The organism is Saccharothrix sp. CCNWYY140, from assembly GCF_037401995.1.
Lineage (GTDB): Bacteria > Actinomycetota > Actinomycetes > Mycobacteriales > Pseudonocardiaceae > Actinosynnema.
In genome coordinates, this window is record NZ_JBBEGC010000036.1 from 1 (window position 1) to 26,683 (window position 26,683).

Here is a 26,683-nt window from a genome sequence, read left to right on the forward strand (position 1 = left end):
CAACCACAGATTCTCCGGGTGCCGCTAAATTTTTTGCTCGTTCCTCACAAAAAATTCGGCTGCACCCGGAGAATCTGTGGTAGCCCTTCGGGCGGGCCATACGGTGGGGGAACCGAGGCCCTCCACTTGTAGGTGACACCTACTGCGCGCTGCGCGCGCGAGGGCCGCGCTGCGCGCGGAAAGCGGCGGGGTCGGTGTGCTGCGGGCGTACCGGGACTTGGGGGAAGTACCGGGAAGTGGTTGTGCTCTTGGAAAACGTGGTGGGGGCGGGTAAGAATGGCGCACCCGCTTGTGAGAGCGCTCTCTCGCGGGTGGCATCCGCCCCGAACTCCTTGCATAGGCAGGTCGATGACGATCATGCGCTTCCTCTCGCGTCGCGTCCGAAGACAAGCGTCGGCAGTTGTGGTGGCGGTGGTTGCCACGGGCCTGGTGCCTGGGGCCGCTACCGCTGACCGCCCTAGGTCGCAGGATCTTGGTGCCGATGTGCGTGTGTTCGACCCGAGCACGCCGGTCGGTGAGATCCAGGCTGCGCTGGACGCCACGCATGCGGCGCGTGTGGATGACGAGATGGGGACTCGCCGGCACGCGTTCCTGTTCAAGCCGGGTGTTTATGGCACCGCTGAGCAGCCGTTGCAGATCAAGGTCGGCTACTACACCGAGATCGCGGGACTGGGTGCCTCGCCCACCGATGTCGTCATCAACGGCAAGGTCGAGGTCTACAACCGGTGCCTGGCTGACGGTGGCACCGGGAACTGCCTGGCGCTGGTCAACTTCTGGCGCACCCTGTCCAACCTCACCGTCAACGTCGATGCCAAAGGTCAGGACGGTTGCCGTTCCTCGGCGAACTTCTGGGCCGTGTCGCAGGCGGTCTCGGTGCGGCGGCTCAACGTCACCGGCGGGACGTTCTCGCTCATGGACTACTGCACCGCCGGTCCCCAGTACGCCAGTGGCGGGTTCATCGCGGACTCGCGGTTGCCGCAGGTCGTCAACGGGTCGCAGCAGCAGTGGCTCACACGGAACAGCGAGGTTGCGGGCTGGTCCAACGGTGTGTGGAACCAGGTCTTCTCCGGTGTGGTCGGTGCGCCGGTCGACGCGGCGTTCCCGAACCCGCCCTACACGACCCTCGACCGCACGCCGATCAGCCGTGAGAAGCCCTACCTGTTCCTCGACGGCGACCGGTACCAGGTCCGCGTCCCGCAGGCCCGCCGTGACAGCCGGGGCATCTCGTGGGCGGACGGTCTCACGCCGGGGCGCACGGTCCCGTTGACCGACTTCTTCGTTGCCAAGCCCACCGACTCCGTGCGCGAGATCAACCGCCAGCTCGCCCGTGGCAAGCACCTCCTGCTCACGCCCGGCGTGTACGACATTGCGCGCAGCATCGAGGTCAAGCGGCCCGGCACGGTCGTGCTCGGTCTCGGCCACGCCACGTTGACGGCGGTCGGTGGCTCGGTTCCGCTGGACATCGCGGACGTGCCGGGTGTGGTCGTCGCGGGTGTCACGGTCGACGCGGGTACCGAGGAGTCGTCGGTGCTGTTGCGCGTGGGACGCAAGAACACCCGGGGCTGGAGCTTGCCGGGCAACCCGACCACGTTGTCCGATGTGTACTTCCGCGTCGGAGGCCCGCACGTCGGCAAGACCGACACGGCGCTGGAGGTCAACAGCGACCACGTCCTGATCGACCACACGTGGGTGTGGCGCGGCGACCACGGTGTCGAGGGCTTCACCGACACCCAGCGCTGGAACACCAACACGGGCCGCACGGGAGTCGTCGTCAATGGTGACCACGTGACCGCGACCGGCCTGTTCGTCGAGCACTTCCAGCGGCACAACACGGTCTGGAACGGCGAGCACGGCACGACCGTGCTGTACCAGAACGAACTGCCCTACGACCCGCCCACGCAGGCCGACTGGATGAACGGTCCGGTCGAGGGCTACGCCGGCTACAAGGTCGCGGACGGCGTTCGGCACCACACGCTGCACGGCGGCGGTGTCTACGTGTTCAACCAGAACAACCCGTCGATCCACACCGAGAACGGGTTCGAGGTGCCGTCGACGCCCGGCGTGCGGCTGCACCACATCATGACCGTGAACCTCAGCGCGGGCACGATCGACCACGTCGTCAACGGCCTCGGCGACGCCGCCGACACCACCAAGATCGGCGTGCCGGTGTACATCAGCTCATACCCGTAGGGCATGTACTAGATGTGTTGGACGCTCGCGCTGTTTTCCGCCCGAAAACAGCGCGAGCGTCTTTTTGTTTTCACCTGTGCCCTCAGCCCACCGTCCACACGCGAACCGTCCTGTCGCTCCCGGCGGACACCAGGGTCCGGCCGTCGGCGCTGTAGGTCAGGTCGGTGACGCGGGCGGTGTGGCCGGTCAGCGTGCTCCTCGTGGTGGTGGTCGTGGCGTCGACCAGGAGCACCGAGTGGTCGGGAGCGCCGACGGCGACGGTTCGGTGGTCGGGGCTGACCGTCCACGGGCCGTCCGGGGTGCCGGTGGCGACCAGCTTGCCGGTGGCGACTTCCCACAGCTGCACCACTTTCCGGTCGAAGCCGGTGGTGACGAGGGTCTTGCCGTCGGTGCTGAACGAGACGGGCTCGCCGCTGGCGTCGAGCAGGCGGATGAGCCGGCCGTTGGCGTCCCACAGGCTGATCTTCTCGGTGAAGTGGCTGCTGGCGGCGATGATCGTGCTGTCCGGGGCGAACTCGGTCGTGTAGCCGGCGTTGATGACGGCGGTGGTCTTGCCGGTGGCGACGTCCCAGACGCGGATGGTGTGGTCGACGGCGGCGGTGAGCAGCAGGCGGCCGTCCCGGCTGAAGGACATGTCCTGGACGCCGTTGGTGTGGCCGGTGAGCGTGGCTTTCTCCTGCCCGTCGGCGGTGTTCCACAGGTGGACCGGGTTGTCGAACGGCGGATCGCAGGTGCAGGTGCCGGCGGTGGCGACGGTCTTGGCGTCCGGGGTGAACGCGATCCGCGGTCCTGCGCCGGTGCCCGGGAGGGTGGCTCGGGCGAGATGGGTGGACCGGTCCCAGAGCACCGCCGCGCCGCCGCCCGAGGCGAGGGCGATGGTGTTCGGGTCGGTGCTGAAGGCGAAGGTGCCGATGGAGCCGTCGAGGGTGTCGATGTCCTGGCCGGTGGTGAGGTCCCAGAGGTGGACGCGTTCGCCGCCGGTGGTCGTGAAGCCGGCGAGGGTTTTGGCGTCGGGGCTGAGTACGACTCGTTCGACGGTGGCGGTGATGACGCGTGATTCCGGCGAGGTGGGGGGTGCGGTGCTGTCCCGGTTGAGCCAGATGGTTGTGGTGATGGCTAGGGCTGCGGCGGCGAGCAGTGCGATCAGGGTGCGGCGGGAGGTGAGGAGGTGGCGGGAGGTGAGGCGGTGGAGCTTGGGCCTGGTGGGGTGTGCGGGCGTGGCGGGGACAGAGGGTGGGGGAGGAGGTGTGGTTGGAGGGAGTGGGGTGTTGGTGAGCAGGGCGGTGGCGGCGGTGGAGACCTCTTGGCTGTCGTCGGTGGTCAGGCGGCGGATTTCCTGGTCGGCTCGGGCGCGTACCTGGTCGTTGCCGACTCGGCGGAGGTGGGCCAGGCCGTCGAGGGCGGTGCGGCGGTCAGCTGCGAGGGGGCTGGACAGGGCGTTGGTCAGGTGGGCGGGCAGGGTCCAGTTGACGTTGCGCGCGATGATCGTGCGGCCCTGCACGTCGTCCTGCTTCTTCGGGCGTTGTTGCGGCATCTCCTCGACCACGCGGTCGTGCACGTAGCTGTACAGCTCGTCCACGGTGATGTCGCCGTCGCCGTCGAGGTCCGCGCTGCCGTCCCGCAGGCCCGCGACCAGGTAGCGGGTGAACACCGACTGCGTGGCGCGCCCGTGCGGCCGGTCGCCCTCGAAGGAGTACTGGGTGGCGTCGGACGCGGTGAGCACGGTGCGGCCCCGGCCCTGGAAGCGTTCGAGGGTGTGGACGGTGGTGTCCGCCTTCGCGATGCGCCCTGCCGGGAAGGCGCCGCTGTAGCAGCAGTCCAGCACGAGGACCTTCTGGCGGGACGCGCAGCTCTCCACGGCCTGGTCGACCTGTTCGGCCGGGAGCCCCGTGAACAGCAGGTTGTCCCGGTGGGTGTTGGTCATCGCGAGGTACAGGCGGCCCTCGTCGTCCTTGAGGCCGTGGCCGGTGAAGTAGAGCAGCGTCAGGTCGTCGCGGCGGCGGTCGCGGTAGAACTCGCCGATCGCCCGGCCCACGCGGTGCAGCGGCTCGTTGACCAGGGTGGTGACCTCGAAACCGGCGATCGACGGGTCGGCCAGCACCTCGGCGAGGGCCTCCGCGTCGTGCGCGGGCGTGGTCAGGCGGCGCAGCCCGGTGTCCTCGTACTCGTAGGTCGCGATCAGCAGCGCCAGCCGACGGCCCACGGGGTCACCCCGAGTGCCGTCGCACGTAGGCGTCGACCAGTGCCTGCCGCTCGTCCGCGGACGCCCGTTCCAACGCGATGGTGTCCCCGTCAATGGTGACGGACACCCGGTGCCGCGCGCCCTGCCGCGCGAGCCAGTCCCGGACCGTTTCGATGACCAGCGGGAACACCCCGCCGGCCGCGCTCAGCGCCACCACGACGGCACCCAGCGTGACCGCGTCGACCCCCTTGGCGCCCTCGGGCACCGGGCCGTCCGCGGCCAGCCGGGCGTCGACGTCGAGCTGGGCCACCTCGGCCCGCAGTCGGCGCGCGAGGCGGTCGGCGCTGTCCGGGTCGACGTCCGGGTCCGGCTCGACCACCAGCAGCACGACGCGTTCGTCCTCCACACCGGGAATGTCGCAAACGGCGCAGGACCGTTACTCCACTCAGAACAACGCGATGATCAGGAGGATCACGGCGACGGCGACCACGATCGGCAGCACGGGCACGCGGCCCGGCGCTCGGCGGTAGTGGCTGCGCACGGTGGTGCCGCGGAACCAGCTGTAGGGGGTGTGGCGGCGGTGTCGGCGAACCCAAGGCATGGCTGCTCCCACGGTTTCGGCATCGTCGGTCACTCGACCGGGGGATACCCCCGGGACGCCGGCGCCATGCCCACGAGCTGCGGGTCTGACGAGACGGCCCGCCACGACGGGCCGCGTTGCGGGCGGTCAGGCCCTCCGCTGCCGTCGGACGTGGCCGGGGACCACGGCGATCTTCGCCACCGGCGAGTGCAGCGCGGTGGACACCGACGTGATCTTCTCCGGGTTGAGCAGCCACCACAGCCGGTCGATGCCCTCGGCCGTGGCGCCGAGCGCGAGCACGCCGAACTCCGCGCCGTCGCGCAGCAGCACGGCGGCGGTCCGCCCGTTCGCGGCCACCCACCGCACGTCGAGGTCGTCCCAGAACCACTCGGCGATCGCGTTCAGGAACCGCAGGAAGTCCGGCACGCCCACGATCGGGCGGCGGGCGACGCCGAGCCTGCCGTTGCCGTCGGACAGGCTGAGCACGTCCGCCGCGAGGAGGCGCTCCAGGGCGGTCATGTCACCGGTGCGGGCGGCGGTGAGGAAGGTGGTCAGCAGTTCGCGCTGGGCGTCGGCGGTCACCGGGAGGCGCCGCTCGCCCGCCACGTGCTTGCGCGCCCGGCTGACCAGTTGCCGCACCGCGGGTTCGGTGGACCGGAGGATCTCGGCGATCTCGCCGTAGGCGTAGTCGAAGGCCTCCCGCAGCACGTACGCGGCGCGCTCGTTGGGGGTGAGCTTCTCCATCAGCAGCAGGGCCGCGAACTCCAGCGCCTCGCCGCGTTCGGCGCCCAGGTACGGGTCGGCGCTCGTGTCGACGGGTTCGGGCAGCCACGGCCCGACGTAGGTCTCGCGCCGAACGCGCGCCGACTGGAGTGCGTTGATGGCCAGGCGGGTCGCCGTCGTGGCCAGGAACGCGGCCGGGTGGACCACCTTCGAGCGGTCGCAGGTCTGCCACCGGACCCAGACGTCCTGGACCAGGTCCTCGGCCTCGGCGACGCTGCCGAGCATCCGGTAGGCGATCCCGAACAGGCGGGGCCGCACGGTGGTGAAGGTCGCCGCGGCCTGCTCCAGGTCGTCCGTTCCCCCCGGCTCCAGGGCAACCCCGGAATCCGTCAACCCCGCCTCCGTCGCCGTGCGTGCCGCTTCCCGCACCGCGAACGTACTCCCCGTGGCGGGAGGCCCCGGTCCGACGTTCGTCACAACCGGGAGGCCTGTCCGGTCTCAGCTGCGACCGAGGCGCCCGGACCGGCCGGGCGCCCCAGCGGAGAGGCTCGTCATGAAGATCGTCGTCATCGGTGGCACCGGCCTGATCGGCTCGAAACTCGTGCGCAAGCTGGGCGAACACGGGCACGAGGCGGTGCCGGCCTCGCCCGACTCCGGGGTGAACGCGCTCACCGGGGAGGGCCTGGAGGAGGTGCTGGCCGGGGCACAGGTCGTGGTCGACGTCTCCAACTCGCCGTCGTTCGCCGACGACGCGGTGCTGGAGTTCTTCCGCACGTCCACCGGGAACCTGCTCGCCGCCGAGGAGAAGGCCGGGGTGGGGCACCACGTGGCGCTGTCGGTCGTGGGCACCGAGCGGCTCGTCGACAGCGGGTACATGCGCGCGAAGGTGGTGCAGGAGCAGCTGATCAGGGATTCGGGGCTGCCGTACTCGATCGTGCACGCGACCCAGTTCTTCGAGTTCGTGCGCAGCATCGCCCAGGCGGCCACCGACGGGAACACCGTCCGCCTGTCCGACGCCCTGATCCAGCCGATGGCCGGCGACGACGTGGCCGCCGCCGTGGGCCGCACCGCCGTGGGGACACCGCTCAACGGCGTGGTAGAGGTGGCGGGTCCCGAGCAGTTCGGGCTCGACGAGCTGATCCGCAAGGGGCTGGCGTTCCAGGGCGACCAGCGCGAGGTCGTGACCGACCCGGGCGCTCGGTACTTCGGCGCGCTGCTGGAGAAGGACAGCCTGCTGCCGGGTCCGGACGCGCGGCTGTCTACCACCCGGTTCGACGAGTGGCTCCCGCTCAACCCGCCTCCGGCGCGGTAACCGATCGGTTGGACACCTGCCTCGGAAGAGTTCCGGGGCAGGTGTCGGATCGGGGTCGTGGCGTTCGTGGTGGAGACCGGCCCGGACCTCGCGTTCCGCCTGGAGGAGTCGCGTGTGGACTCGAAGGGCGTGATGACCCATGTCTTTCGGCCCGCAGGTCGTCCGCGTTGCGCGACGACGTGAATTCGGGCATCGGTGAGCGAAAACGAATCCTCATGTGCGAACACGTCACAAAGAGGAGGTGAACAGCCGATGTGGCGGTGATCACCCCACTTACACTCCCCGCTGAGGGAGGAATTCGTGATGGGCAGTGGGACGAGCTTGTCGTCCGCGTTATCGGATCCGCAGGTCGCCATCGGTGTGATCACGCTTCTCGTGACCGTGGTGTTGTCGCTGGCGGCATGGTGGGTGAAGCGCAAACGCATCAGTTACCGCGTGCACCTCGACACCCCGATCGGCATCGCGCCGGCGCGGGGCAGCAACCTGATCGACGTCGAGCTGAAGAACCGCGGCAAGGCGGTCGACAAGCCGAGTTTCGCGTTGGTGCGCATCATGAACACCGGCAGCGCCGCGATCCGGCCCGGGGACTTCGCCGCCCCGCTGCGGCTGGACTTCGCCGGGCGGCGGGTCGTGGACGTCGAGGTCGTCGAGGCCGACCGGGCCGTCCTGCGGATGTTCGACGAGGACGCATCCTGGCCGCCGGTGGGCAAGAACGCCTTGGTGCTGCCCAAGGTCCCGCTGAACCGCAAGCACCGGATCAAGCTGTTGGTGCTGCTGTCGGGCGAGCCCGACCCCAAGGTCAAGCCGGCGGTCGCGTGCGAGGCCTTCCTGGTCGGCGGACGGGTCGTGCACGACACCACGACCGGCGACGGGCCGAGCCGGCGGTCGATGTGGCTGGCCGCCGTGGCGATGGTGCTGGTGAGCGCCTCGGTCGCGCTCGTGGTGTCTGGGGTGGTGGCCCCGCGCTCGTCGGATTGCGCCGCCGGGCGGCTGGTCGTGGAGGGGTCCAGCGCGTTCGCGCCGGTCGCGGAGAAGGTCGCGGCGTCCTACATGGACAAGTGCGGTGACGCCGAGGTGACGGTCGCGGGCGTGTCGACCTACACGGGCTTGGACCGGCTGGTCGACTCGGCCGGGTCGGGCGTGTCCCGGATCGCGATGACCGACGGCCCGGCGGACGGCCCCAAGTACAACCGGCTCGTGCCGCACCCGGTCGGCACGGCGACGTTCGCGCTCGTGGCCCACAAGAGCGCCGGCGTGACCGGGTTGACCACCGAGGAGTTGAAGGCGATCTACACCGGCGCGCGCCGGTCGTGGCGGGAGGACGGTTCGCTGCCGATCACGATCGTCAGCCGCAACTTCCAGTCCGGCACGCGCGCGGCGTTCGAGGGTTCCGTGTTGGGGGAGCGCGAGCCCAAGGCGACGGCGTCCCGCGACTGCACGCCGCCCGTCCAGGAAGTGCCGCCGCCGGTGCTGCGGTGCGAGAAGACCGAGGGCGCCGACGTGCTCAGCACCGTGGCGCAGATCCCGGGCGCGATCGGCTACGTCGAGCTGGCCGCCGCGCAGAAGGCGCACGACGCCAACCCGGACGTGGTTGTGCTGTCCCTCGACGGGGTGGACCCGGCGGCGGTGGCGACCCGCCGTGACTACCGGTTCCGCGCGCCGGAGTTCTTCTACACCGTCGACAAGCCGGCCAAGGGCAGCCTGATCGACTCGTTCATCGACTACATGGACGGCGACGCGGCCAAGCAGATCATCGCCGACGCCGGTTTCGGCCAGTAGGGACGGCTCACCCCGGTTCGCCGCGGTTCAGTCCGGTCAGCCGGGCAACCGCGGCGAACCCGTCCTCGGTGCCGGGCCAGTGCGCCCGAACGGCGTCGAGCCCGGCGCGGCGCACCACACCGCGCAGCACGGCGGTGACGATGATGGCGTCGTCGGCGTAGCCGAGGACGGGGATGAAGTCGGGGATCAGGTCGATCGGCAGGGCGAGGTAGACCAGCAGCAACCCGAGCCGGACGCGGACCCCGCGCGGGAGCGTCTTGTCGGCCGCCAGCCGGCGCACGAGTCGCAGCACGTCGGGCAGCACGCGCAACGCTTCGCGCAGCAGGCCACCACGCGGACGGGCGACGACCAGCACGACCACCAGAGCCAGCCAGGTCACCAGCAGGGCGGCAGCGAGGCCGACGAGCAGATCCCACCAGAACGAGCCCGTCACTGGTCCGCCGCACAGGTGACGTTCCCGCGCGCCCGTTCCGGCCCACCAGCCGTCGACACGCTGATCACCAGCCAAGCACCGGCATCGGTCCCATCCGCCACGCGCCGATGCTACGCCCGTGACATTCGCCGCCGGGTCCGTCCGCACGCCGACCTCACGATCCGGTCGTCTACCTCCTCAACGCCCTTTGCCGACTTCTCCGCGGCTTGTGATCGGTGACAAGCGCGGCCACCAGCCTCTCGATGGCCCGGCGGTCACCGGCGACGGCGCCACGGACCTGCGTGCTGAGAGCCTCCTGGTCCGCGGACAGCACCGCCGCCGGTGGAGGATCGACCGGACCGGAAGTGCGCACGCTCGCCGTGCGGTCGACCAGGGCGGCAACGGCACTCGGCGACACCCGTCCCGCGATCCCCTCCGCGACCGGGTCGCCGACCGACGATCCGGCCAAGGAAGCGGGCTTGATCCCCCGGTGCAAACCGGTCGACAGATCGGTCATGGGCGGTGGCATCACCGGCCTCCTTCCTCGATCGACGTACGGGCGGCGTGCCGGGCACGGCGGAGCCGTCCTTCCGCGGCACGCGGCGTGAGCCGCAGGATCTCGGCGATCTCCGCGTGGGAGAAGTTCTGGTCGGCCAGGAACAGCACGGTGCTCGCGTTCTCGCCGACGTGCTCGAACAGCGCGTCCACGGCCGCCCTGGCGACCACGGCGTCCTCCGGTGACCCTCGCGTCATGTAGCGCTCGACCCCTGACCACGCGTCGAGCAGCTGGACGTTCTTCCACTCTTGGCCTTCGAGCGAAACCGGCGGCAAAAGACGCCAAGCGCGCGGGCTGCGTCGAGCGGCGTGACATGGGGATGGTTGAAGGGCAGTTTCCGCCACCGACGTAGGGACGCGCCGCATGGAGGGTTCGGGCTACGGTCACAACACCGCTATGACCATCCGAAGCACCTGCGTCGCCTCAGGCCCAGGACGTCGGCATCGCCGTCGGCGTCGGCGGCAACTTGAGCGCACTCACCCAAGCGCCGACATAGGTACTAATTTTCGCACTTCACCGCTGTTTAGTGATTCGTTAGCGGGGTGCGAGGAGGCTCCCGTGCATGAACAAACCAACAATCAGGGGGGCGGTCGCGGTGTTGATCGCCGCGACCGCGCTGGTGGTGCCGGCGCCCGCCAAGGCCGACGTCACGGCCGCCTCGGCGATCGGCGGTGGCATCACCCGCACCGAGGTGCTGGCTCGTGCCACCGACTGGTACAACCGCCGCCACAACTCGGACATGACCTACAGCCAGACCTCGAAGGCGTGGGACGTCGGCCGGACACGCCAGTACAGACGCGACTGCTCCGGCTACGTCGGCATGGCCTGGCACCTCGGCTCCGACCCGAACACCGACGGCCTCGACGACCCTGGCCTGACCGTGCCGATCTCGCGGAGCGACCTGCGTCCCGGCGATCTGCTCAACGACCGCGTGAACGACGACGGCGGACGGTACCCCTACCACGCGATCCTCTTCGGTGGCTGGGAGAACAGCACGAAGACGAGGTTCTGGTACTACAGCTTCGGCTCCACGCCGCTGGACAAGGTGACCGGGGCGTCGTTCAGCCAGTCGACGCTGTCCGGCCACCCGACCTCCCACTACCGCGCCCTGCGCTACCGCAACATCATCGAGGGCACCATCGACATGGAGCGGGTGTCCGACTTCAGCGGTGACGGGCATTCCGACGTGCTGGGCGTGGCGTCCGACGGCAAGCTCCTCTACTACCCCAACAACAACCTCGCCCTGTCTTCGCCGCGGGAGGTCGGTCATGGTTGGGGCGGTTTCAGTCACGTGATGGCTGCTGACTTCAGCGGTGACGGTGCCGCGGACGTGCTGGGCGTGGCCGCTGACGGAAAGCTGTTGTACTACCCGAACAACGACTACGCCCTCTCCTCGCCACGGGAAATCGGTCATGGTTGGGGCGGTTTCAGCCACGTGATGGCAGCCGACTTCAGTGGCGACGGTGCGGCAGACGTGCTCGGAGTGACTGCGGACGGAAAGCTCCTGTACTACCCCAACAACGACTACGCCCTCTCCTCCCCGCGAGAGATCGGGCACGGGTGGGGCGGTTTCAGTCACGTGATGGCGGCCGACTTCAGTGGTGACGGTGCGGCAGACGTACTGGGAGTGACTGCGGACGGAAAGCTCCTGTACTACCCCAACAACGACTACGCCCTGTCCTCGCCACGGGAGATCGGGCACGGGTGGAGCGATTTCAGGCACGTCATGGCCAGTGACTTCAGTGGTGACGGCCATGCCGACGTGCTGGGCGTGACCTCTGACGGCAAGCTCCTCTACTACCCGAACAACAACCTCGCCCTCTCCTCGCCACGGGAGATCGGCCACGGTTGGAGCGGTTTCAGCCAGGTGATGTGACGACCGACCATTGTGGACGGCGGGTCGACCCACCTGACCCGCCGTCCCCAGCCGAGTGGCACCCGATGATCTCCCGGCGGCTGATCTCAATTGGTACGACTATTCGTCGAAACCGTTGACAGCCTTGCGTCTCAAAACACACAGTCGGCCTCCCGCTGTTCGAGCCATCAAAGGGGAGGTTCGATGACCGTGCGCAGCATGCCGGCCCGCTTGAGCCGGCGCGCGGCCCTGATCGTCGCCGTGATCGCCGGGTTCCTGAGCTTCGCGTCTCCGGCGCGGGCCCAGGTGTACTCCACATGCGACAGGTGGGGTCAGTACACGCAAGGCACCTGGACGATCTACAACAACATCTGGGGCGCGAATTACGGCCGCCAGTGCCTGACCGTCAACAGCATCAAGTCCTGGTACGTCGACGCGAGCCACTCCGGCGGCGGGATCAAGACCTACCCGAACACCTCGGTCCGACCCCAGACCCCGTTGTCGCAGTTGCACTCGGCGGGCTTCTGGTACAACACGTCGTCGGCCCCCGTCACCGGCGGCGACCACTGGAACTGGACGAGCGACCTCTGGTCGACCGGGAACCAGGACGAGATCATGGTCTTCACCAGCTGGGCCAGCGGGCAGGCGGGTGGCTGGGGCAGGCAGATCGCGTCCAACGTGACCATCGGCGGCATCCTGTACGCATCGGTCTGGCAGGCCGACCCCGGCTGGAACGTCCTACAACTCATCCCGGCCCAACAAACCAACACCGGCACCATCGACGCCTCCCAGGTCTGGCGCTGGGCCGCATCCCGGAACCTCCTGCGCAACACCACTTTCGACACGATGCAGTTCGGCCTGGAGATCACCTCGACCAACGGCGTGCAGAAGCGCTACTCACTCAACGCCTACAGCGCCTGGTGGTCCAACACCTCCGGCGGCGGCTCATCCATCTAACCTAAGCCGGGCCAAGGCTTTCCTGAACGCCGTGCCGCCGAGCCTCGCACACCGAGGCCCGGCGGCACCACGTTCACCGGACACCTGACCAACCACTTCCCCACCGCCCGCAACCGCAGACACTCGAGACCGGCCGAACGAGAGGTGACGGCCTCAGATCGCTCGTGCTTCGTCAAGGTTCGAGCGGATAGCCGTGGTTGTGGGGTGGTGGGAGCCGTGTACCCGCTCGGAGTCGGCGAGGGCGGCCTCGAACAGCGGTATCGCCCGACCCGCATCGCCGGCCTCGTGGTAGGCGAAGGCCAGGTTGTTGCGCGAGGACAGTGTGTCCGGGTGGTCTGGGCCCAGCACCCGCTCGGAGTCGGTGAGGTTGGCTTCGTACAGCGGTATCGCCCGGTCCAGATCACCTGCCGACTCGTAGGCGCTCGCCAGGTTGTTGCGTGAGGTCAGCGTGTCCGGATCGTCTGGGCCGGCGAGGCGGTGGCAAGTGCTGGTGGCGCGGGTGTGGAAGGCGATGGCGGTCCTGATGTCGCCCTGCTCTTGGAGGAAGAGGCCGAGGTCGTTGAGTACTCGGCCGGTGTGGGAGGTGTCGGTGTCGGGTGTGGTGTGGGCCAGCAGGGTCCTTGCGTGGGACAGGACCGTCCGGTAGACCGGCCGGCTGGCTGGATTCTTCGGGTGCTGTTCGGCGAGAGCGGTCGCCAGGGTGGTGGCGGCGGTGTCGCGGGCGGCGGCGATGTCGGTGGGCTGTCGGTGCGGGTCGGTCGGGTCGGGGGTGCGCGTGACTGCCTGGACCAAGCGGTGCACGGTCACGGTCTCCGCGGTCAAGGTGATCATGTTGTAGGACGCCAACCGGCCCAGCGCCTCCGACAGTTCCGGTTCTTCGACCGCCTCGGCGAGCAGGGCGCGGGGGATGCCGTCGGGGGCGAACCACGCTGACAATCGCAGCAACCAGCCCGCGGTGGGGGTGTCGGCCAAGCGGTCGAGGGTGACGTGCCAGACCCGCGCCATCGTCCGCTGCGCGTCACCGCCCTCGGCCGTCGCGGTGAACATCCTCGCCGGGTACCGCGCCAACCGGTCGAGATAAGCGGTTGGCGTGATGCGGGTCTGGGCCAGGTAGGCACCCGCCTGTTCCACCGCCAGCGGCAACCACCCCAACTCCGCACACAACGCCTCCGCACCGTCCAGGTCGGCTTCCGGCCACTCCGACCGCACGATCCGGGTCAGCAGCTCCACGGCCTCGTCGTAGGCGAGCACGTCCAGCGGCACCATCTCCACACCCCGCCACCCGGAACGCTGACGACTGGTGAGCAGCACCGTCCCGGTCCGCACCCGGCCCAACAACCCGGCCACATCCTTCGGGGACGTCACGTTGTCCAGAACCAGCAACCAGTCCTCATGGGTCGCCAACCACCGCACGCCCAGTTCGACCCGCTGCTCCGACGGCAACACCGCCGTCTCCGGCGCCACCGCAGCCGCCAACTCCGCCAACCCGGCGTCGATCGCCGCCGCCGAGTCCGCGGTCACCCACCACACCGGCGAAAACCGCCCGGCGTGCAACTCGGCGAACCGCGCGGCGAACGTGCTCTTGCCGACCCCGCCCAAGCCGTGCACCGCCACCACAACAGCACGGCCACCCGACCCCGTGACGGCGGCCTCCAAACGCCCCAACTCACCCGACCGGCCCACGAACACACCCGAACCCACCGGAACACGACCAACACCCGCCACCGCAGGCACCGACTCCATCCGAGGCACCACCGGCGGAGCCTCGAGGTTGACGTCCCGTCCCGCCTGGTAGAACCGCGCCTCACCCGAAGCCGTACCGGTCTGGGAAACCGACACACCATCAGCACCGAACCCCGCCAACACCCACCCCAGACCTCAGCAGCACCCGCCCGACCCTCCGCCACCACAACCGACCCACCCACCAGCCACAACGCACAACTGCGGACACCACCGATTCGAGCGGCCCCGGAGGGCGGCAAGGCGGTGGCTGGATGTAGTCGGGAAGTCGCGGTACGTTGGGAGCGCTCCCAGAACGTGTCCTCCACACCCTGCTCGAGGAGCCGAACCATGTTGCGACGACGTCGTCGCCCGGTCACCCTGCTGGCCGGCCTGCTCATTGCGGCCCTGACCGCGTTGCTGTTGCCCTCGTTATCACCGAGTGGCAGCGCCGCGGCCGGCCCATCCCACTCCTCCGCGGTACCGCTCACCGAGCTGTCCGTGGTGTCCGAACAAGTGGCGTCCGGGTTGCGGCGTCCGATCGCGATCACCGGGCTGCCGGACGGTCGGATGCTGATCGCCGAGAAGGACGGCACAGTCCGCGCCTACCACCCCGACACCGGTCTGGCGGCCGAGCCGGTGCTGGACCTGACCAGCCGGATCGACACGTCGGACAACGAGCGCGGCCTCCTCGGCATCACGCCCGCGCCGAACTTCGCCCGGACCGGACTCCTCTACGTGGCCTACACGAGCCTGCCGGCCGGTGAGCTGACCCTGGCGCGAGTGCCCATCGGCGCACCCGACCGGGTGCAGGTGCTGCTCACCCAGGAGCACGCCGAGTACGGCAACCACAACGGCGGGCAGGTGGCGTTCGGCCGCGACGGCTACCTCTACTGGTCCCTCGGTGACGGCGGCGGCGCGTTCGACCCGTTCAAGACCGGCCAGGACCTCGGCACCCTGCTCGGCAAGATCGTGCGGATCGACGTCAACCGCGCCTGCGGACCGAAGCCCTACTGCGTGCCCTTCGGCAACCCGTTCGTCGGCACGCCGGGCGCGCGGCCGGAGATCTGGCTCTACGGGCTGCGCAACCCGTGGCGGTTCTCCGTCGACCCGGTCGACGGCTCGCTGTGGATCGGCGACGTCGGCCAGGGCCTGGTCGAGGAGATCAACCACATCCGCCCGTGGCAGGGTGGCGCGAACCTCGGCTGGTCCTGCCGGGAGGGCACCCCGGTGTTCGACCCGCAGCAGTGCCGGTCCGGTGTGCGGTACACCGACCCGGTCTTCGAGTACGACCACTACAACGGCAACTGCTCGGTGACCGGCGGCGTGGTGTACCGGGGGTACCGGACTCCCCAGGCGTGGGGCACCTACGTCGCGAGCGACTACTGCTCGACCCGGGTTTTCGCCGTGCGCCCCAAGTCCGGCGGCGGCTACGACTCCGCCGAGATCGGCAGCTTCCCCATCCAGCCGACCGCGGTCGGCACGGACGTGCGCGGCGAGCTCTACGTGCTCAGCGACCTCCCGGGATGGCTGAGCCGGGTGCGGTTCGAGTGGACCCCGCCGGCCGCGGGTGCCGGGATGGCGAACCGCTGAGCACAGCGGGAACCTCCGCTCGCCGGAAGGAGGCCGGACCCCGCCGGTGGGGTCCGGCCTCCTGGCGTCAAACGACGTGGGAAAGGGTCAGATCCTGCCCGCCGCCACGTCGGCGAGGGTCACGCGGGACGACGCGTAGTTCACCACCGCGTACTGCGACGGCCTCGGCGAGTTCGGGGCCGGGAAGACCTCGTTGCGGATGGGCAGGCCGTTGTCCGCGTTGAGGGTGAGCACCGCCGACGCGTCGCCGCCCAGGATCTCGGGGCTGGCGGTGATGGTCAGCGCGCGTTGGCCGTCGACGGTGGCCTCGCCGACGGTCACCTCGTCGATGGTCGCGAGCAGGTTCAGCACGCCCGCGCGGACCTCGGCGTTGGCGGCGCCGACGAACAGCGCGTACGTGGTGTTGCTCCACAGGTGGTTGCTGATGAGGTTCTCCAGTTCCGTGCCCGTCGGGCGCGGCCTGGGGGCCGGGGGCTCCTTGCCGAACTTGCGGAACGACTCCGCGAGCTCCGCTTGGGCGTCCGCCCAGGCCTTGTCCGCCTCGGCGGGGCTCAGGCCGATCCCCAGGGCGTTGTTGCCGGCGGTGACCATCGCGATCCTGGCCTGCTCCACGTCGCCGGTCGCGGCCTGCCGCGCCGCCGCCAGCACCCTCGCGTCGAACGGGTGGGCCGTGTCGTCGTTCTTGGCCACCGAGGACGCCAGGCTCTGCGCCGAGTCCCCCTTGAAGATCTGGCCCGCGTCGGCGTAGACCGTGTAGAAGACGTCCGGCGAGTTGTCCGGCGCGGTCTTCGTGGAGATGATCAGGGACGCGTCACCCGGCAGCGTGGCGGCGGCCTTGACCTGCGAGGCCAGTTCCACCAGCGGTGACTCGACCACGGGCGGCGACTCGACCACCGGCGGGGCCGCCTCGGGGGAGGGGCCGGTCGGGACGGTGCCGCCGGTCGTGCCCATCACCACGGCGACGGCGACGGCCGCCGCGCCCACCGCCGCGACACCCACCCTGGGCCAGGAGAACCGGCGCTTCGGCCGCACGACGGTGTCCGCGGGTTCCGCCATCGCCGTCCGCAGCGCCGCGCGAGCGCGGTCGTAGGCCTCCGGACCAGGGGATGGCACATCGCTCAGCTTCTTCATCAGGTCCATCTCATCCATGTGTCGTCTTCTCACGTCGTCGGGACTTGCAGCAGCGCGGCCACTTCCGGCGCTTCTCGCAACGCTTTGCGCGCCTGGTGCAATAAGCGGCGAGCCGTGCCCGCGGGGATGTCGAGCACCCGTCCGGCTTCCGCGACGGTCAGGTCCTCCCAGGCGACCAGGCCCAGGACCTCCCGTTCCTCCGGTTTGAGCCGGGCCAGGGCCCTGCGCAGCAGCGCCTGCGTGTCCACGCGGGCGTCCACCGCCGGCCAGGGATCCCAGTCGCTCGCCACGCGGGTCAGGTCCGACGCCGGCTCCTCGGCCGGTTCGGACCGCCAGTGCCGCCGCAACCTGTTCAGCGCGACCCCGTACAACCAGGGCCGGGCTTCGGGGTACGAGCGGTCGTAGGTCGCCCGGGACTCGTAGGCCGCCACCCACACGTCGCCGAGCACGTCCTCGGCGGCTTGACGTCCCACCCTGCGCGCGAGGTAGTTCCCGATCGCCGTCTCGTGCCGGCTGATCACTTCCACGAAGGCATCGGTGTCTCCGCGCAGCGATCTGCCGATCAGTTCCGCGTCTGACGACATGAAGCTCCTCGGGTTTCGCTCCGCCCTTGCACCTCGTCTTTGCCAACGCGCGACGAAAGTGTTCAGACCGTGCGAAAACCCCTGATCAGCGGAGCGAAGGGGGTCAGGAGCGGCGGAAGAAGGAGGCGTCCCGCGCTCGGGCCTGTTGCAGGCGTTCCCGGGAGAGGGACTGTTCCTCGTCGCGGGACACCAGGCAGGCGGCCAGGAGCGAGCGGGCGTGGGCGCGCACGGCCGACGACTCCGGGTGGCCGGGAACCCACTGCTCGGGCGAGCCCACGGTCAGCTCCCACCCGCCCGGGACCTCGCGCGCGCCGTCGGGCACGCCACCCAGCCGGTCCACGTGGCCGGCGGTCAGGAGTTGGCACCACAGGGCGTCGGGCACGAGGAAGTCCGGGAGCCGCTCCACGTCCGGTCGCGTGCCCTCGCGGTCCTCCCAGGTCGCCGACAGCACGTCCCGGCCGTCCACGTCCGCCGACACGCCCGCCCACGCCAGCCGTGCCGACGAAGCCAGCACGGCCGAGCGCAGCGCCACCATCTCGGCCACCACGTCCCCGGCCGCGGTCAAGGTCGCTGCGGGCAGGACGTCGCGGAAACCGCCGGTGACCGCCGCCGCCCTCTCCGGCCCCACGACGGCCACGGGCGCACCGGTCTCCAACGCCGGCAGAACCGCCGGAGCGGGCACTTGGGCGGACACCACGACACCGACAGCCTCAGGTGAATTCACCCAGTCGAGTGCGACCTCACCCAGCCACAGCGGCGCCTCCCGCACGGCGTCGCCCAGCGGCTGGGCCAGGGGAGCGCGCAGCCACGCACGCGCCACCGGACCGGCCGAGCGCAGCGGCAGCTCGTCCACGCGAGGCGCCAAGGTCACCTCGACGTCCGCGACACCCGCGTCCCGCAAGCGGTTCTCGACGCGGTCGAGGTCCGGGTCCACGCCGTCGGGGTCGACGACGACCAACCACCCCGACGGGAGGGCGTGCGGCGGCGACACGTACTTCGCCCGCCCCGCCAGCACCTCGCGCACGACCGCCGCGGCGGCGGGATCGGCCGACCGGACCTCGACCAGCGCGGTTCCCCGCGCCCCGAGCCCGGCCAGCACGTCCCGCCGCACGACGATCGTCATGCGTCCCAGCCTGTCAGACCGGCACCGGGACCGGCACCGGAACGGGGATCGGGATGGGGATGGGGAACGACTCGCCCAACCGGTTCATCCGGACCTTGTTGCGCACCCGCTCCGGCGTCCTGTCCTTCTCCTCGAAGTACACGTGCCCGGACGGGTTGCCGTAACCCCACACGTAGACGGTCTTGCCGCCGCTCAGGAAGTCCCAGAACCCCTCGCTGACCTGGAACGTGTCGGCCCAGTCCTTCAGCTCCACCCCGCGGTCGAAGCGGACGTTGTCGTACCAGTCGGCCTCGTACTGGTAGTAGCCGAGCTGGGCGTTGACCTCCGCCTCCGCGCCGCCGCTCCAGCGCTTGACCTCGTAGATCCACTTCTCCTCGGTGACGATGTCGATCCGGAAGGTGTTCATGTAGTTGGCCGGCGGGCCGACCTCCCAGTCCACGCGCTCGCTGATCGTGGTCGACCAGCCGCGGTTGTCCCAGAAGTCGTCCCACACGCTCTGCCGCCGCACGTTCAGCTCGTGGATGGTGAACGCCTGCGACGCCCGCTCCGGCTGCCTCCCGTGCCACAGCGCGTCCAGGCACGAGTGGTCGGCGTCGAGGCAGTCCTCCGGGATGTAGCCGCGCGTGCGGTACACGTGGTTCTGGAAGCACTTGTCGTGCCGCTCGATGGAGTTGCCCGCCGGCGGGCACGGGCTGACCGCCGCCGCCGCGAACACCGCCGCCACCGCCCGCAGGATCGCGTCGGCCAGCGACCACTCGCCCAGCGGGTCGGTGAAGTTCACCGGGTCGTTGTCGGCGTAGGCGTAGGCGCTGGTCGGGTTGACCTGCCCCGCCTTGGTCGCCACCGGGTCGCGGGTGGTGAACCGGCCGACCCCGGCGTCGTACACCCGGGCCCTCAGGTACACGGCGTCGTCGCGCGCCAACTCGCCGCGGTAGCCGAACTTCGGCCGGTCGCGGTGGGTGTCGGCCTCGGCGTCGGGGCGTTCGGGCGCGCCGAACTCGTCGTACTCGTCGGCCTGCACCCACTCGTGCGTCTGCCCGGTGCGCAGCGCCGAGCTGTGGGCGTCCCGGGAGAACGTGGCCGACTTGCGGCCTTCGTCGGCGAACACGCGGCCGTGGCCGTAGACGAAGTCCACCTGCTCCTTCCCGCGCTGCTGCACGACGATCTGCGGGACGACGTCGCCGACGCTCCACCGGTAGCGCGTGGTGTCCGACCCGCCGGACCGCTCGTCGCCCGTGGTGAGCGCGACCAGCAGGCCGTCGCCGTTGAAGGACGCCTGCGTGCGGCCCACGTCGTGGCCCCGGGTCCGGGTGGTGGCCACCGGCAGGCCGAAACCGTTGTAGGACACGGCGAGCGTCTCGCCCCGCCCGGTGGACTCGTCGTGCGGGGACTTCCGGTCGGACTTGCGCTCGACCAGCCGGCCCACGGAGTCGTAGCGGTAGTCCGTGTGCCGCCGCCCGGTGTCCGCGGCGAGCAGTTGGTCGGCCGCGTCGTAGGTCAGCCGCGTCTCCTCGTGGCCGCGGGCGATGCGCGTCCGGTTGCCCACGACGTCGTAGTCGAAGCTCGCGGCGTCGTGCTTGCCGTTGACGGCCACCAGCCGGCCGGCGGCGTCGTACCGGTACTCGGTCGTGCGCCCGCCGCCCTCGGCGTGCGGCCTGCCGTCGGTCTCGGTGACGATCCGGCCGTCGGCGTCGCGCGTGAACGCGGTCCGCTGCTTGGTCGCCCCGTCCTCCTCGTACCGCGCGAGCAGCCCACCCTCGTAGGCGTAGGACCGGGCCCACTTGCCGGGCAGGTCCTCGTGCACCAACCGGCCGTCCTGGTCGAGCTTGTAGGACACCTCGCCGGCCTTCGGGTCCGTCAGCCCGACGAGCCGGCCGTTGCGGTTCCAGCGGTAGGCGACCTTGAGCCCGTCCGGGTACGCCAGCTCCGTGCGGCGCCCGGCCGCGTCGTAGGTGGCGCCGAACTTCGCGCCGTCCGGCTCGACGACGCCGGTCAGGCGACCCACCAAGTCGTACTCGTAGCGGTAGGTGCCGGTGGCGTCGGTCATGGAGGCCCGCCGCGCGTTGGCGTCGTAGGTGTAGGTCGTGGTGCTGCCGTCGGACGCGCTGCGCTTGACCAGTTCACCCACCGCGTCGAACTCCTGGCGCAGTGCCCGGCCTTCGGGGTCGACGACGTTCACCAGGTTGCCCGCCGCGTCGTACTCGCGCCGCGTGGTGCGGCCCAACGGGTCGGTCGAGGACGTCTGCCGGCCGCCCGCGTCGTAGGTGAACGCGGTCACGGCGCCCTTGGCGTCGGTGAGCGAGGTCAGGTTGCCCGCCGCGTCGTACCCGTAGGACGTGCGCGCCCCCAACGGGTCCACCGCCGCGACCAGCTGACCCGCCGCGTCGTACTCCATGCGCCGCACCGCACCGGTCGGGGTGGTCGTGGCGACCACCTCGCCGCGCGCGTTGTACTCGAACTTCGACACCCCACCGCGCGGGTCGGTCGACGTGGTGATCCGCCCGTCCGCGTCGAAGGTGTACCGGGTGACCAGGCCGGCCGGCGACGTCTGCGCGACCCTCCTGCCATCGGCGTCGTACTCGTTGCGCTCCACGCCGCCTTCGGGGTCGACGGTCTCGACCAGGCGACCAGCGGCGTCGTACTTGTACTGCGTCCTGGACCCCAGCGGGTCGATCAACGCGGTGAGCCGGCCCGCCGCGTCGTACTCGTAGCGCGTGACCGCGCCCAGCGGGTCCGTCCGCGACGACACCCGGCCCGCCGCGTCGTACGCCGTACGCCACACCGCGCCGATCGGGTCGGTGCGGGTGATCTCGCGGTCCTGGCTGTCGTAGGTGTAGCGGGTGGTGCGGCCCGCCGCGTCGGTGGTGGAGACGACGTTGCCGAGCTGGTCGTAGGCCGTGACCTCGGTCCCGGCGGGCTCGACGCGCTCGGCCTGCCGACCATCGGCGTCGTAGGTGTAGCGCACGACCTCGCCGGCGGGTGCGGTGACCGTGCTGACGCGGCCGAACGGGTCGTAGGTGTACCGGCTCACGCCACCCGCCGGGTTCGTGCTGGTGGTGACGTTGCCGTCGCTGTCGTGGGCGTAGGTCGTGCGGCGGCCCAGCGGGTCGGTGCTCGCCACCCGCCGCCCCGCGCCGTCGTGGTCGTGCGCGGTGACCGCGCCGGTCGGGTCGGTCGTCTCGACCAGCAACCCGGACGAGGTGTACCGGTCGCGCTCCACCGCACCCGAAGGGCTGGTCCGCGCGGTGACCCGGCCGGCCGCGTCGTACTCCACCGCGGACACCCGCCCGGTCGGCGAGGTCGTGGTGGTGCGGCGGCCCGCCGCGTCGTAGCCGAACCGGGTGGTCTGGCCCACGCCGTCGGTGCTGGAGGTCAGCCGCCGGCCCTCGTAGCCGAAGGTCGTCTTCACCCCCGCCGCGTCGACGGTCTCGGTGACCAGGCCGTTGGTGACGGTGTTGCGGGTGACCGCGCCGTTCGGGTCGGTGACCTCGGACGGGACCCGGCTCTCGCCCGCGTACCCGTACCTGGTCACGCCCTGCCCGGCGTCGGTGGCGCTGGTGAGCCGGTCGCGGTCGTCGTAGGTGTAGGTCGTGGACCTCTCGCCGACCGTGCGCTTGGTGACGTTGCCGCGCCCGTCGTACTCCAGCGCCACCTTCGCGCCGCCACGACTGGTCGCGCCGGTCGTGCGCCCACGGTCGTCGAACGTCCTGGTGACGACGTTGCCGGCCGGGTCGGTCGCCTTGACCAGCCGGCCCGCCGGGTCGTGCTCGTAGAGCGCCCGCGCGCCGGTCGAGGTCGCCGTGACGGTCGTGACACCGTTGTCGTCGTAGGCCAGGTCCACCCCGCCACCGGCCGTGAAGTCCTGGTGGCGCACGCGGTTGCGATCGTCGTAGGTCAGCCCGACCGTCTTCCTGCCCTCGGCGTCGAACACCGCCGTGAGCCGCCCGCCCTCGTACTCGTAACGCGCGGACGCGCCGTCGGGTGCGGTGACGGAGGTGAGGCGACCGTCCGTGTAGCCGTAGGACACGGCCCGCCCGTCACCGGATGTGACCCGCTCCACCTGACCGGAAGCGTTGTAGGACAGCGACAACCGCTCACCCGCGTCGTGCGTGACGGTGTCAAGGCGCTCGCCGTGGCTCAACGACACCTGCTCACCGTCCGCGGCAAGGCGCGTCAGACGACCGGCCCCGTCGAACGACCACACGTCGCCGTCGTTGTAACGCAGGGCGAACCCACCGTCCACCCGCGACAGATCGGCTTCCAGGTCAGCAGGCCGCCGAAACCCTTGCCCGTCCGCGACGAACGTCAACACGCGCCCGTCGTCGTCATGGAACGCGACCGAGCCGTCACCCGGCACGAGGTGGGCGCTGTAGCTGGTGGTCCAGCCACCCAACGAGTTGTAGGTCCGAGCCCACCGCAAGCCCCCGAACCGCAGGTCCTCGGACGTGCGGGTGAAGTTGCCGGTAGCGGTGTTGACCCCGTCCCCCGCCAGCCCGAACGACGCGTGCGCACCGAACAACTCGGCAACCGGCCTGGTGACAGGCGCGGCGGCATGCGCGATCGACGGCACGCCGGCCAGTGCTACGGAAAGTGTGGACAGCACAACAACAGACGCCTTTAAGGCGCGCATATTTCCCCCCTGCGACGCGAGAATCGCGCCATCCCCCTTCGCGGACCACCTCGACCCCCGAGTGCCCCGCCTTGCTCCCGACGTTACTCCCGCTTCACACGGACGCGAGGGCCGTGAACAACATTCCAGCCCGACAGGACTACGACACCCTGCCCCTCCAGGGCGTACGCGCTGTGCTGCTGGAGCCTCAGGCGCTGGACGGGTTCATGATCAGCCACGGCTCGGACCGCGGGGTGATGTGACGAGCGTCATGGTCGCTCGGGCCCTCGACTCGCGGAGGGACGGTGGGCTGCGTCACACCCGCTCCACGGAAGAAGCCCGGCCCTCGTGATCGAGGACCGGGCTTCTGACTTGCGTACTTCGGTTGTGGACGATACTGGGATTGAACCAGTGACCCCTACCGTGTCAAGGTAGTGCTCTCCCGCTGAGCTAATCGTCCGAGGCGGAGACGGGAATCGAACCCGTGTACAGGGCTTTGCAGGCCCTTGCCTAAGCCACTCGGCCACTCCGCCAAGATTCCTGAAGGCTAGCACCAGGAAGACTGGCCTGAGCCCAAGGGGCCCTCTGCCGAGCGGATGACGAGACTCGAACTCGCGACCCTCACCTTGGCAAGGTGATGCGCTACCAACTGCGCTACATCCGCATGCCCCGTGATTTCCCGGACCTTTTACCCTTTTGGGGTCTTGCCGTTCCGGTCTCTCTCGGTGCAGGAGGAACTTTATTACATCCCCCCGCGCGGGATCAAATCGGGGGGTGGTTGACGCCCCCGCAGGCCCGCGACCTGCACTTTCAGGTCAAGTCGTTCGAGATCAGGTGGGTCAGGGCCTCGTCCACGTCGACCCACAGGTGCTCGTTGCCCGGCACCACCACGTCGTAGGTGCGGTCCAGGAAGTCGGCGAGCTCCTGCGCGGACGCCTCGAACATGGCGTGACCGGACGGGGAGCTCAGTTCGATCACGACGACTTCGGGGTCGTCGGCCGCCGGGCGGATCCGGACGTCACCGTCACCCGCGTCCGCGATCAGGCCGTCCGCCAGGAGGTCGCGGGCGAACACCCATTCGACCCAACCGGCGCGGCCGGTGCGGAAGGCGGCCACCACCGCGTACGGATCTTTCGTGTCATATCGAAGCTCCACCTGCACCGGCACGGCCGGTGTCCTCGGCGCCAACAGGTCGAAGACCGCTGTTGAGCGGAGCGTCACGTGGTCGTTGCGCATCGTCGTTACCCACTTCTCCCTTCCCCGTCAAGGAAACGACCGGATTCTCTAGATGTGACGTGTATGTGGCGAGGAACGCTCGACATCGGGTGGTTTATCACCCATCCGGGCCAATGGAACTCCGGTGGGCGACCAAGTCGCTGCGTTGCGTGTCCGTGCCATCTGCGCCGCACCACATCTTGCTGGGTTTAACCTGAACCCGGTACCGGCTGTTGCGCGAATGTTGGACGTGAGGACATCTCTGGTGGCTGACTCACCCGCCCCGGCGCCGAGGAACGGCCCTGACGGGCGACCCTCCGACAGCGCGCTGGTGCAGCGGGTGACCGAAGGCGACCGCGGCGCTTTCGGCGAGCTCTACGACCGCTACGCGCGTCCGGCGTACTCGCTGGCGCGGCGGGTGTGCGTGGACCCGGACCTCGCGGAGGACGTCGTCCAAGAGGCGTTCCTGGTGCTGTGGCGCAACCCCGCTGGCTACGACGCGTCGCGAGGCAGCTTCGGGACGTGGCTGATGACCGTAGTGCACCACCGGGCGGTCGACGCCGTGCGCCGCGAGGACACACGCCGGCGGCGGAACGTGCCGCTGACCGACGAGGTGTCCGAGCACACAGTGCCGCCGACCGAGGGCGCGGACCACGCGGCGTTGACCGGCGTGGTCGGCGCCGAGGTGCGGGCGGCGCTGCAACGGCTGCCCGAGGACCAGCGGCAGGTGATCGCGCTGGCCTACCTGGGCGGCTACACGCAGATAGAAGTCGCGGCGCTGACCGGCATCCCGCTCGGGACGGTCAAGTCGCGGACGTTCGCGGCGATCCGGAGGTTGCGCACGTCACTGCGGACGGCATGGGCCGGGGAGACCGGCGGCGAGACGACGGGAGCACATCGGTGACCGGGCAGCGGAGGGACGACTGGTGCCCTCACGAGGAGCTCGCGGTCGGTTGGGCGATGCACTCGCTCGAACCGGACGAGGAGGCGCTGCTGCGCGCCCACCTGCCCGGCTGCGCGCGGTGCCGGGAGACGGTCCGGGCCACCGAGGAGGTGACCGCCGCACTGGGCGGTTCCGTGCGGCAGTACGACCCACCCGCGCGGCTCAAGGCCAACCTGATGACCGCCGTGGAACACACCCCACAGGAACACGCGCCGCCGCAGGCGGTAACCCACCCGATCCCACTGGACCGCAAGCGCTCCACCGCCCCGCGCCTGCTGGCCGCCGCGGCAGCCGTCGTGCTGGTGGCCGCCGTAGTCCTCGGCGGAGTGCGCATCAGCCAGCTGGGTGATCAGGTAGCCCAGCAACAGCAACAGGTGGCCCTGCTCGACCAGGCACTTCGGATGGCCGCAGACCCAGGCACGAACCGCGCCGTGCTGCGCTCGGAGTCCGGCGACAAGCTGGGCGTCCTGCTGTCGGGCACCGACGACGCAATGGTGATCGAAACCGCCCTGCCACCCAACAACGCTTCGGACCAGGTCTACGTGGTGTGGGGCGCAAGCACCCCGGAGCCCGTCGCACTGGCCACCTTCGACGTCAAGTCCGGAGGCTTGGAGCGGCTGAGCTGGTCGCAGGAGGCGCACAAGCACCAGCTGTTCGCGATCTCCCTGGAGCCGGGCCGCACGGCCCCCCAGAAGCCGACGAACAAGCTGGCTTCCGGCCAAGTGGAGGCGTCGTGAGCGATGATGTGCAGGTGACCACCGAGCAACAAGACGAAACCAAGCCCACCCACCGCCACTGGTTCCGCCGCAACCCGGCCCTGAACCTGACCTACCGCATCGGCGTGGGCGTGGTGGGCGGCTTGGTGCTGGTGGCAGGCTTCCTCATGATCCCGTACCCGGGTCCGGGCTGGCTGGTCGTCTTCGCCGGCCTGGCGATCCTGGCAACGGAGTTCGAGTGGGCCGGCCGAGTGCTGCGCTTCGCCAAGCGCTACTACGACGCCTGGGTCGAGTGGCTCAAGCGCCAGAACCTGGCCGTCAAGGCCCTGGTCCTCGCCGCCACCGGCCTGGTCGTCGCGGCCACGTGCTGGGCGCTCGGGGCGTTCGCGCTGGTCGGAGGCTGGTTGGGGCTCGACTGGCCGTGGTTGGCCAGCCCGATTTTTAGCTAGCCGGGTTGATGTTGTAAGGTATGGACACACCGCGAGAGCGGGGCAGGAAAACCGA

Annotated in this window: 23 protein-coding genes and 3 tRNA genes; 10 read left to right on the top strand and 16 right to left on the bottom strand. The window is 70.1% G+C overall.

The features are described from left to right. Positions 1 to 483: 483 nt before the first annotated feature. Positions 484 to 2,190 (top strand): hypothetical protein, encoded by a 1,707-nt coding sequence (locus tag WBN91_RS18005; protein WP_337722075.1) that lies wholly within the window; start codon positions 484 to 486, stop codon positions 2,188 to 2,190. A gap of 82 nt (positions 2,191 to 2,272) precedes the next feature. Here the strand turns inward: WBN91_RS18005 and WBN91_RS18010 are convergent, their stop codons facing one another. From WBN91_RS18010 to sigJ, 4 genes are all read right to left on the bottom strand, one after another. After that, positions 2,273 to 4,393 carry a caspase, EACC1-associated type gene (locus WBN91_RS18010; protein ID WP_337722074.1) on the bottom strand — a complete coding sequence of 707 codons (2,121 nt, stop codon included), beginning with the start codon at positions 4,391 to 4,393 and terminating at the stop codon, positions 2,273 to 2,275. A gap of 4 nt (positions 4,394 to 4,397) precedes the next feature. Continuing rightward, entirely contained in the window at positions 4,398 to 4,778 is a 381-nt protein-coding gene (locus tag WBN91_RS18015; RefSeq protein ID WP_337722073.1) for an effector-associated constant component EACC1, read from the bottom strand. A gap of 39 nt (positions 4,779 to 4,817) precedes the next feature. Then, positions 4,818 to 4,973 carry a hypothetical protein gene (locus tag WBN91_RS18020; RefSeq protein ID WP_337722072.1) on the bottom strand — a complete coding sequence of 52 codons (156 nt, stop codon included), beginning with the start codon at positions 4,971 to 4,973 and terminating at the stop codon, positions 4,818 to 4,820. Between the two features lie 126 nt (positions 4,974 to 5,099). Beyond that, positions 5,100 to 6,104: an RNA polymerase sigma factor SigJ gene (sigJ, locus tag WBN91_RS18025; protein WP_337722071.1), complete on the bottom strand. Its 1,005-nt coding sequence runs from the start codon at positions 6,102 to 6,104 to the stop codon at positions 5,100 to 5,102. A gap of 124 nt (positions 6,105 to 6,228) precedes the next feature. Between sigJ and WBN91_RS18030 the strand changes: the two genes are divergently transcribed. Continuing rightward, positions 6,229 to 6,987, top strand: a complete 759-nt coding sequence (locus WBN91_RS18030; protein ID WP_337722070.1) for an SDR family oxidoreductase — start codon at positions 6,229 to 6,231, stop codon at positions 6,985 to 6,987. Between the two features lie 360 nt (positions 6,988 to 7,347). Further along, positions 7,348 to 8,766 carry a substrate-binding domain-containing protein gene (locus WBN91_RS18035; protein ID WP_337722069.1) on the top strand — a complete coding sequence of 473 codons (1,419 nt, stop codon included), beginning with the start codon at positions 7,348 to 7,350 and terminating at the stop codon, positions 8,764 to 8,766. A 7-nt stretch (positions 8,767 to 8,773) separates the two neighbouring features. On the opposite strand, the gene WBN91_RS18040 is transcribed toward WBN91_RS18035, so the two are convergent. The 3 genes from WBN91_RS18040 to WBN91_RS18050 all read right to left on the bottom strand — a co-directional run bounded on the left by WBN91_RS18040 (position 8,774) and on the right by WBN91_RS18050 (position 9,931). Next, the gene (locus WBN91_RS18040; protein WP_337722068.1) at positions 8,774 to 9,199 is read right to left on the bottom strand and encodes a YkvA family protein; all 426 of its coding nucleotides are present in this window, start codon (positions 9,197 to 9,199) and stop codon (positions 8,774 to 8,776) included. A gap of 169 nt (positions 9,200 to 9,368) precedes the next feature. After that, complete coding sequence (locus WBN91_RS18045) at positions 9,369 to 9,695, bottom strand: hypothetical protein (RefSeq protein WP_337722067.1); 327 nt, start codon at positions 9,693 to 9,695, stop codon at positions 9,369 to 9,371. Between the two features lie 11 nt (positions 9,696 to 9,706). Further along, entirely contained in the window at positions 9,707 to 9,931 is a 225-nt protein-coding gene (locus tag WBN91_RS18050) for a sigma factor-like helix-turn-helix DNA-binding protein (protein WP_337722066.1), read from the bottom strand. Between the two features lie 365 nt (positions 9,932 to 10,296). Here WBN91_RS18050 and WBN91_RS18055 point away from each other — a divergent pair, with 365 nt between their 5' ends. Together WBN91_RS18055 and WBN91_RS18060 are read left to right on the top strand one after the other, a co-directional pair. Further along, on the top strand, positions 10,297 to 11,610 hold the full coding sequence (locus WBN91_RS18055) for an FG-GAP-like repeat-containing protein (protein ID WP_337722065.1): 1,314 nt from the start codon (positions 10,297 to 10,299) through the stop codon (positions 11,608 to 11,610). Positions 11,611 to 11,793: 183 nt separating this feature from the next. Continuing rightward, positions 11,794 to 12,546, top strand: a complete 753-nt coding sequence (locus tag WBN91_RS18060) for a hypothetical protein (protein ID WP_337722064.1) — start codon at positions 11,794 to 11,796, stop codon at positions 12,544 to 12,546. 153 nt (positions 12,547 to 12,699) lie between these two features. Here the strand turns inward: WBN91_RS18060 and WBN91_RS18065 are convergent, their stop codons facing one another. After that, entirely contained in the window at positions 12,700 to 14,289 is a 1,590-nt protein-coding gene (locus WBN91_RS18065) for a tetratricopeptide repeat protein (RefSeq protein WP_337722063.1), read from the bottom strand. 327 nt (positions 14,290 to 14,616) lie between these two features. On the opposite strand from WBN91_RS18065, the gene WBN91_RS18070 reads away from it, so the two are divergent. Then, the gene (locus WBN91_RS18070; RefSeq protein WP_337722062.1) at positions 14,617 to 15,858 is read left to right on the top strand and encodes a PQQ-dependent sugar dehydrogenase; all 1,242 of its coding nucleotides are present in this window, start codon (positions 14,617 to 14,619) and stop codon (positions 15,856 to 15,858) included. Between the two features lie 87 nt (positions 15,859 to 15,945). Here WBN91_RS18070 and WBN91_RS18075 read toward each other — a convergent pair whose 3' ends face one another. From WBN91_RS18075 to WBN91_RS18090, 4 genes are all read right to left on the bottom strand, one after another. Continuing rightward, positions 15,946 to 17,007 (bottom strand): hypothetical protein, encoded by a 1,062-nt coding sequence (locus WBN91_RS18075; protein ID WP_337722061.1) that lies wholly within the window; start codon positions 17,005 to 17,007, stop codon positions 15,946 to 15,948. Between the two features lie 11 nt (positions 17,008 to 17,018). Further along, complete coding sequence (locus tag WBN91_RS18080) at positions 17,019 to 17,573, bottom strand: RNA polymerase sigma factor (RefSeq protein WP_337722060.1); 555 nt, start codon at positions 17,571 to 17,573, stop codon at positions 17,019 to 17,021. Positions 17,574 to 17,676: 103 nt separating this feature from the next. Further along, positions 17,677 to 18,696 carry a hypothetical protein gene (locus WBN91_RS18085; protein WP_337722059.1) on the bottom strand — a complete coding sequence of 340 codons (1,020 nt, stop codon included), beginning with the start codon at positions 18,694 to 18,696 and terminating at the stop codon, positions 17,677 to 17,679. Between the two features lie 13 nt (positions 18,697 to 18,709). After that, on the bottom strand, positions 18,710 to 23,326 hold the full coding sequence (locus WBN91_RS18090; protein ID WP_337722058.1) for an RHS repeat-associated core domain-containing protein: 4,617 nt from the start codon (positions 23,324 to 23,326) through the stop codon (positions 18,710 to 18,712). A 113-nt stretch (positions 23,327 to 23,439) separates the two neighbouring features. On the opposite strand from WBN91_RS18090, the gene WBN91_RS18095 reads away from it, so the two are divergent. After that, positions 23,440 to 23,568 (top strand): hypothetical protein, encoded by a 129-nt coding sequence (locus tag WBN91_RS18095; RefSeq protein ID WP_337722057.1) that lies wholly within the window; start codon positions 23,440 to 23,442, stop codon positions 23,566 to 23,568. 125 nt (positions 23,569 to 23,693) lie between these two features. On the opposite strand, the gene WBN91_RS18100 is transcribed toward WBN91_RS18095, so the two are convergent. The 4 genes from WBN91_RS18100 to WBN91_RS18115 form a co-directional block, all read right to left on the bottom strand. Further along, a tRNA-Val gene (locus WBN91_RS18100) sits at positions 23,694 to 23,765 on the bottom strand. A gap of 1 nt (position 23,766) precedes the next feature. Further along, positions 23,767 to 23,838, bottom strand: a tRNA-Cys gene (locus WBN91_RS18105). Between the two features lie 58 nt (positions 23,839 to 23,896). After that, positions 23,897 to 23,969, bottom strand: a tRNA-Gly gene (locus WBN91_RS18110). Between the two features lie 146 nt (positions 23,970 to 24,115). Beyond that, positions 24,116 to 24,541 (bottom strand): SsgA family sporulation/cell division regulator, encoded by a 426-nt coding sequence (locus WBN91_RS18115; RefSeq protein ID WP_073893954.1) that lies wholly within the window; start codon positions 24,539 to 24,541, stop codon positions 24,116 to 24,118. Positions 24,542 to 24,761: 220 nt separating this feature from the next. On the opposite strand from WBN91_RS18115, the gene WBN91_RS18120 reads away from it, so the two are divergent. The 3 genes from WBN91_RS18120 to WBN91_RS18130 are packed head-to-tail and all read left to right on the top strand — an operon-like array spanning position 24,762 to position 26,628. Further along, the gene (locus WBN91_RS18120) at positions 24,762 to 25,424 is read left to right on the top strand and encodes an RNA polymerase sigma factor (RefSeq protein ID WP_337722056.1); all 663 of its coding nucleotides are present in this window, start codon (positions 24,762 to 24,764) and stop codon (positions 25,422 to 25,424) included. A 56-nt stretch (positions 25,425 to 25,480) separates the two neighbouring features. Next, positions 25,481 to 26,200, top strand: coding sequence for an anti-sigma factor (locus tag WBN91_RS18125; RefSeq protein ID WP_337722055.1), 720 nt, complete (start codon positions 25,481 to 25,483; stop codon positions 26,198 to 26,200). Beyond that, positions 26,197 to 26,628: a TIGR02611 family protein gene (locus tag WBN91_RS18130; RefSeq protein ID WP_337722054.1), complete on the top strand. Its 432-nt coding sequence runs from the start codon at positions 26,197 to 26,199 to the stop codon at positions 26,626 to 26,628. The genes WBN91_RS18125 and WBN91_RS18130 overlap by 4 nt, the downstream gene beginning before the upstream one ends. The last annotated feature ends 55 nt before the right edge of the window (positions 26,629 to 26,683 follow it).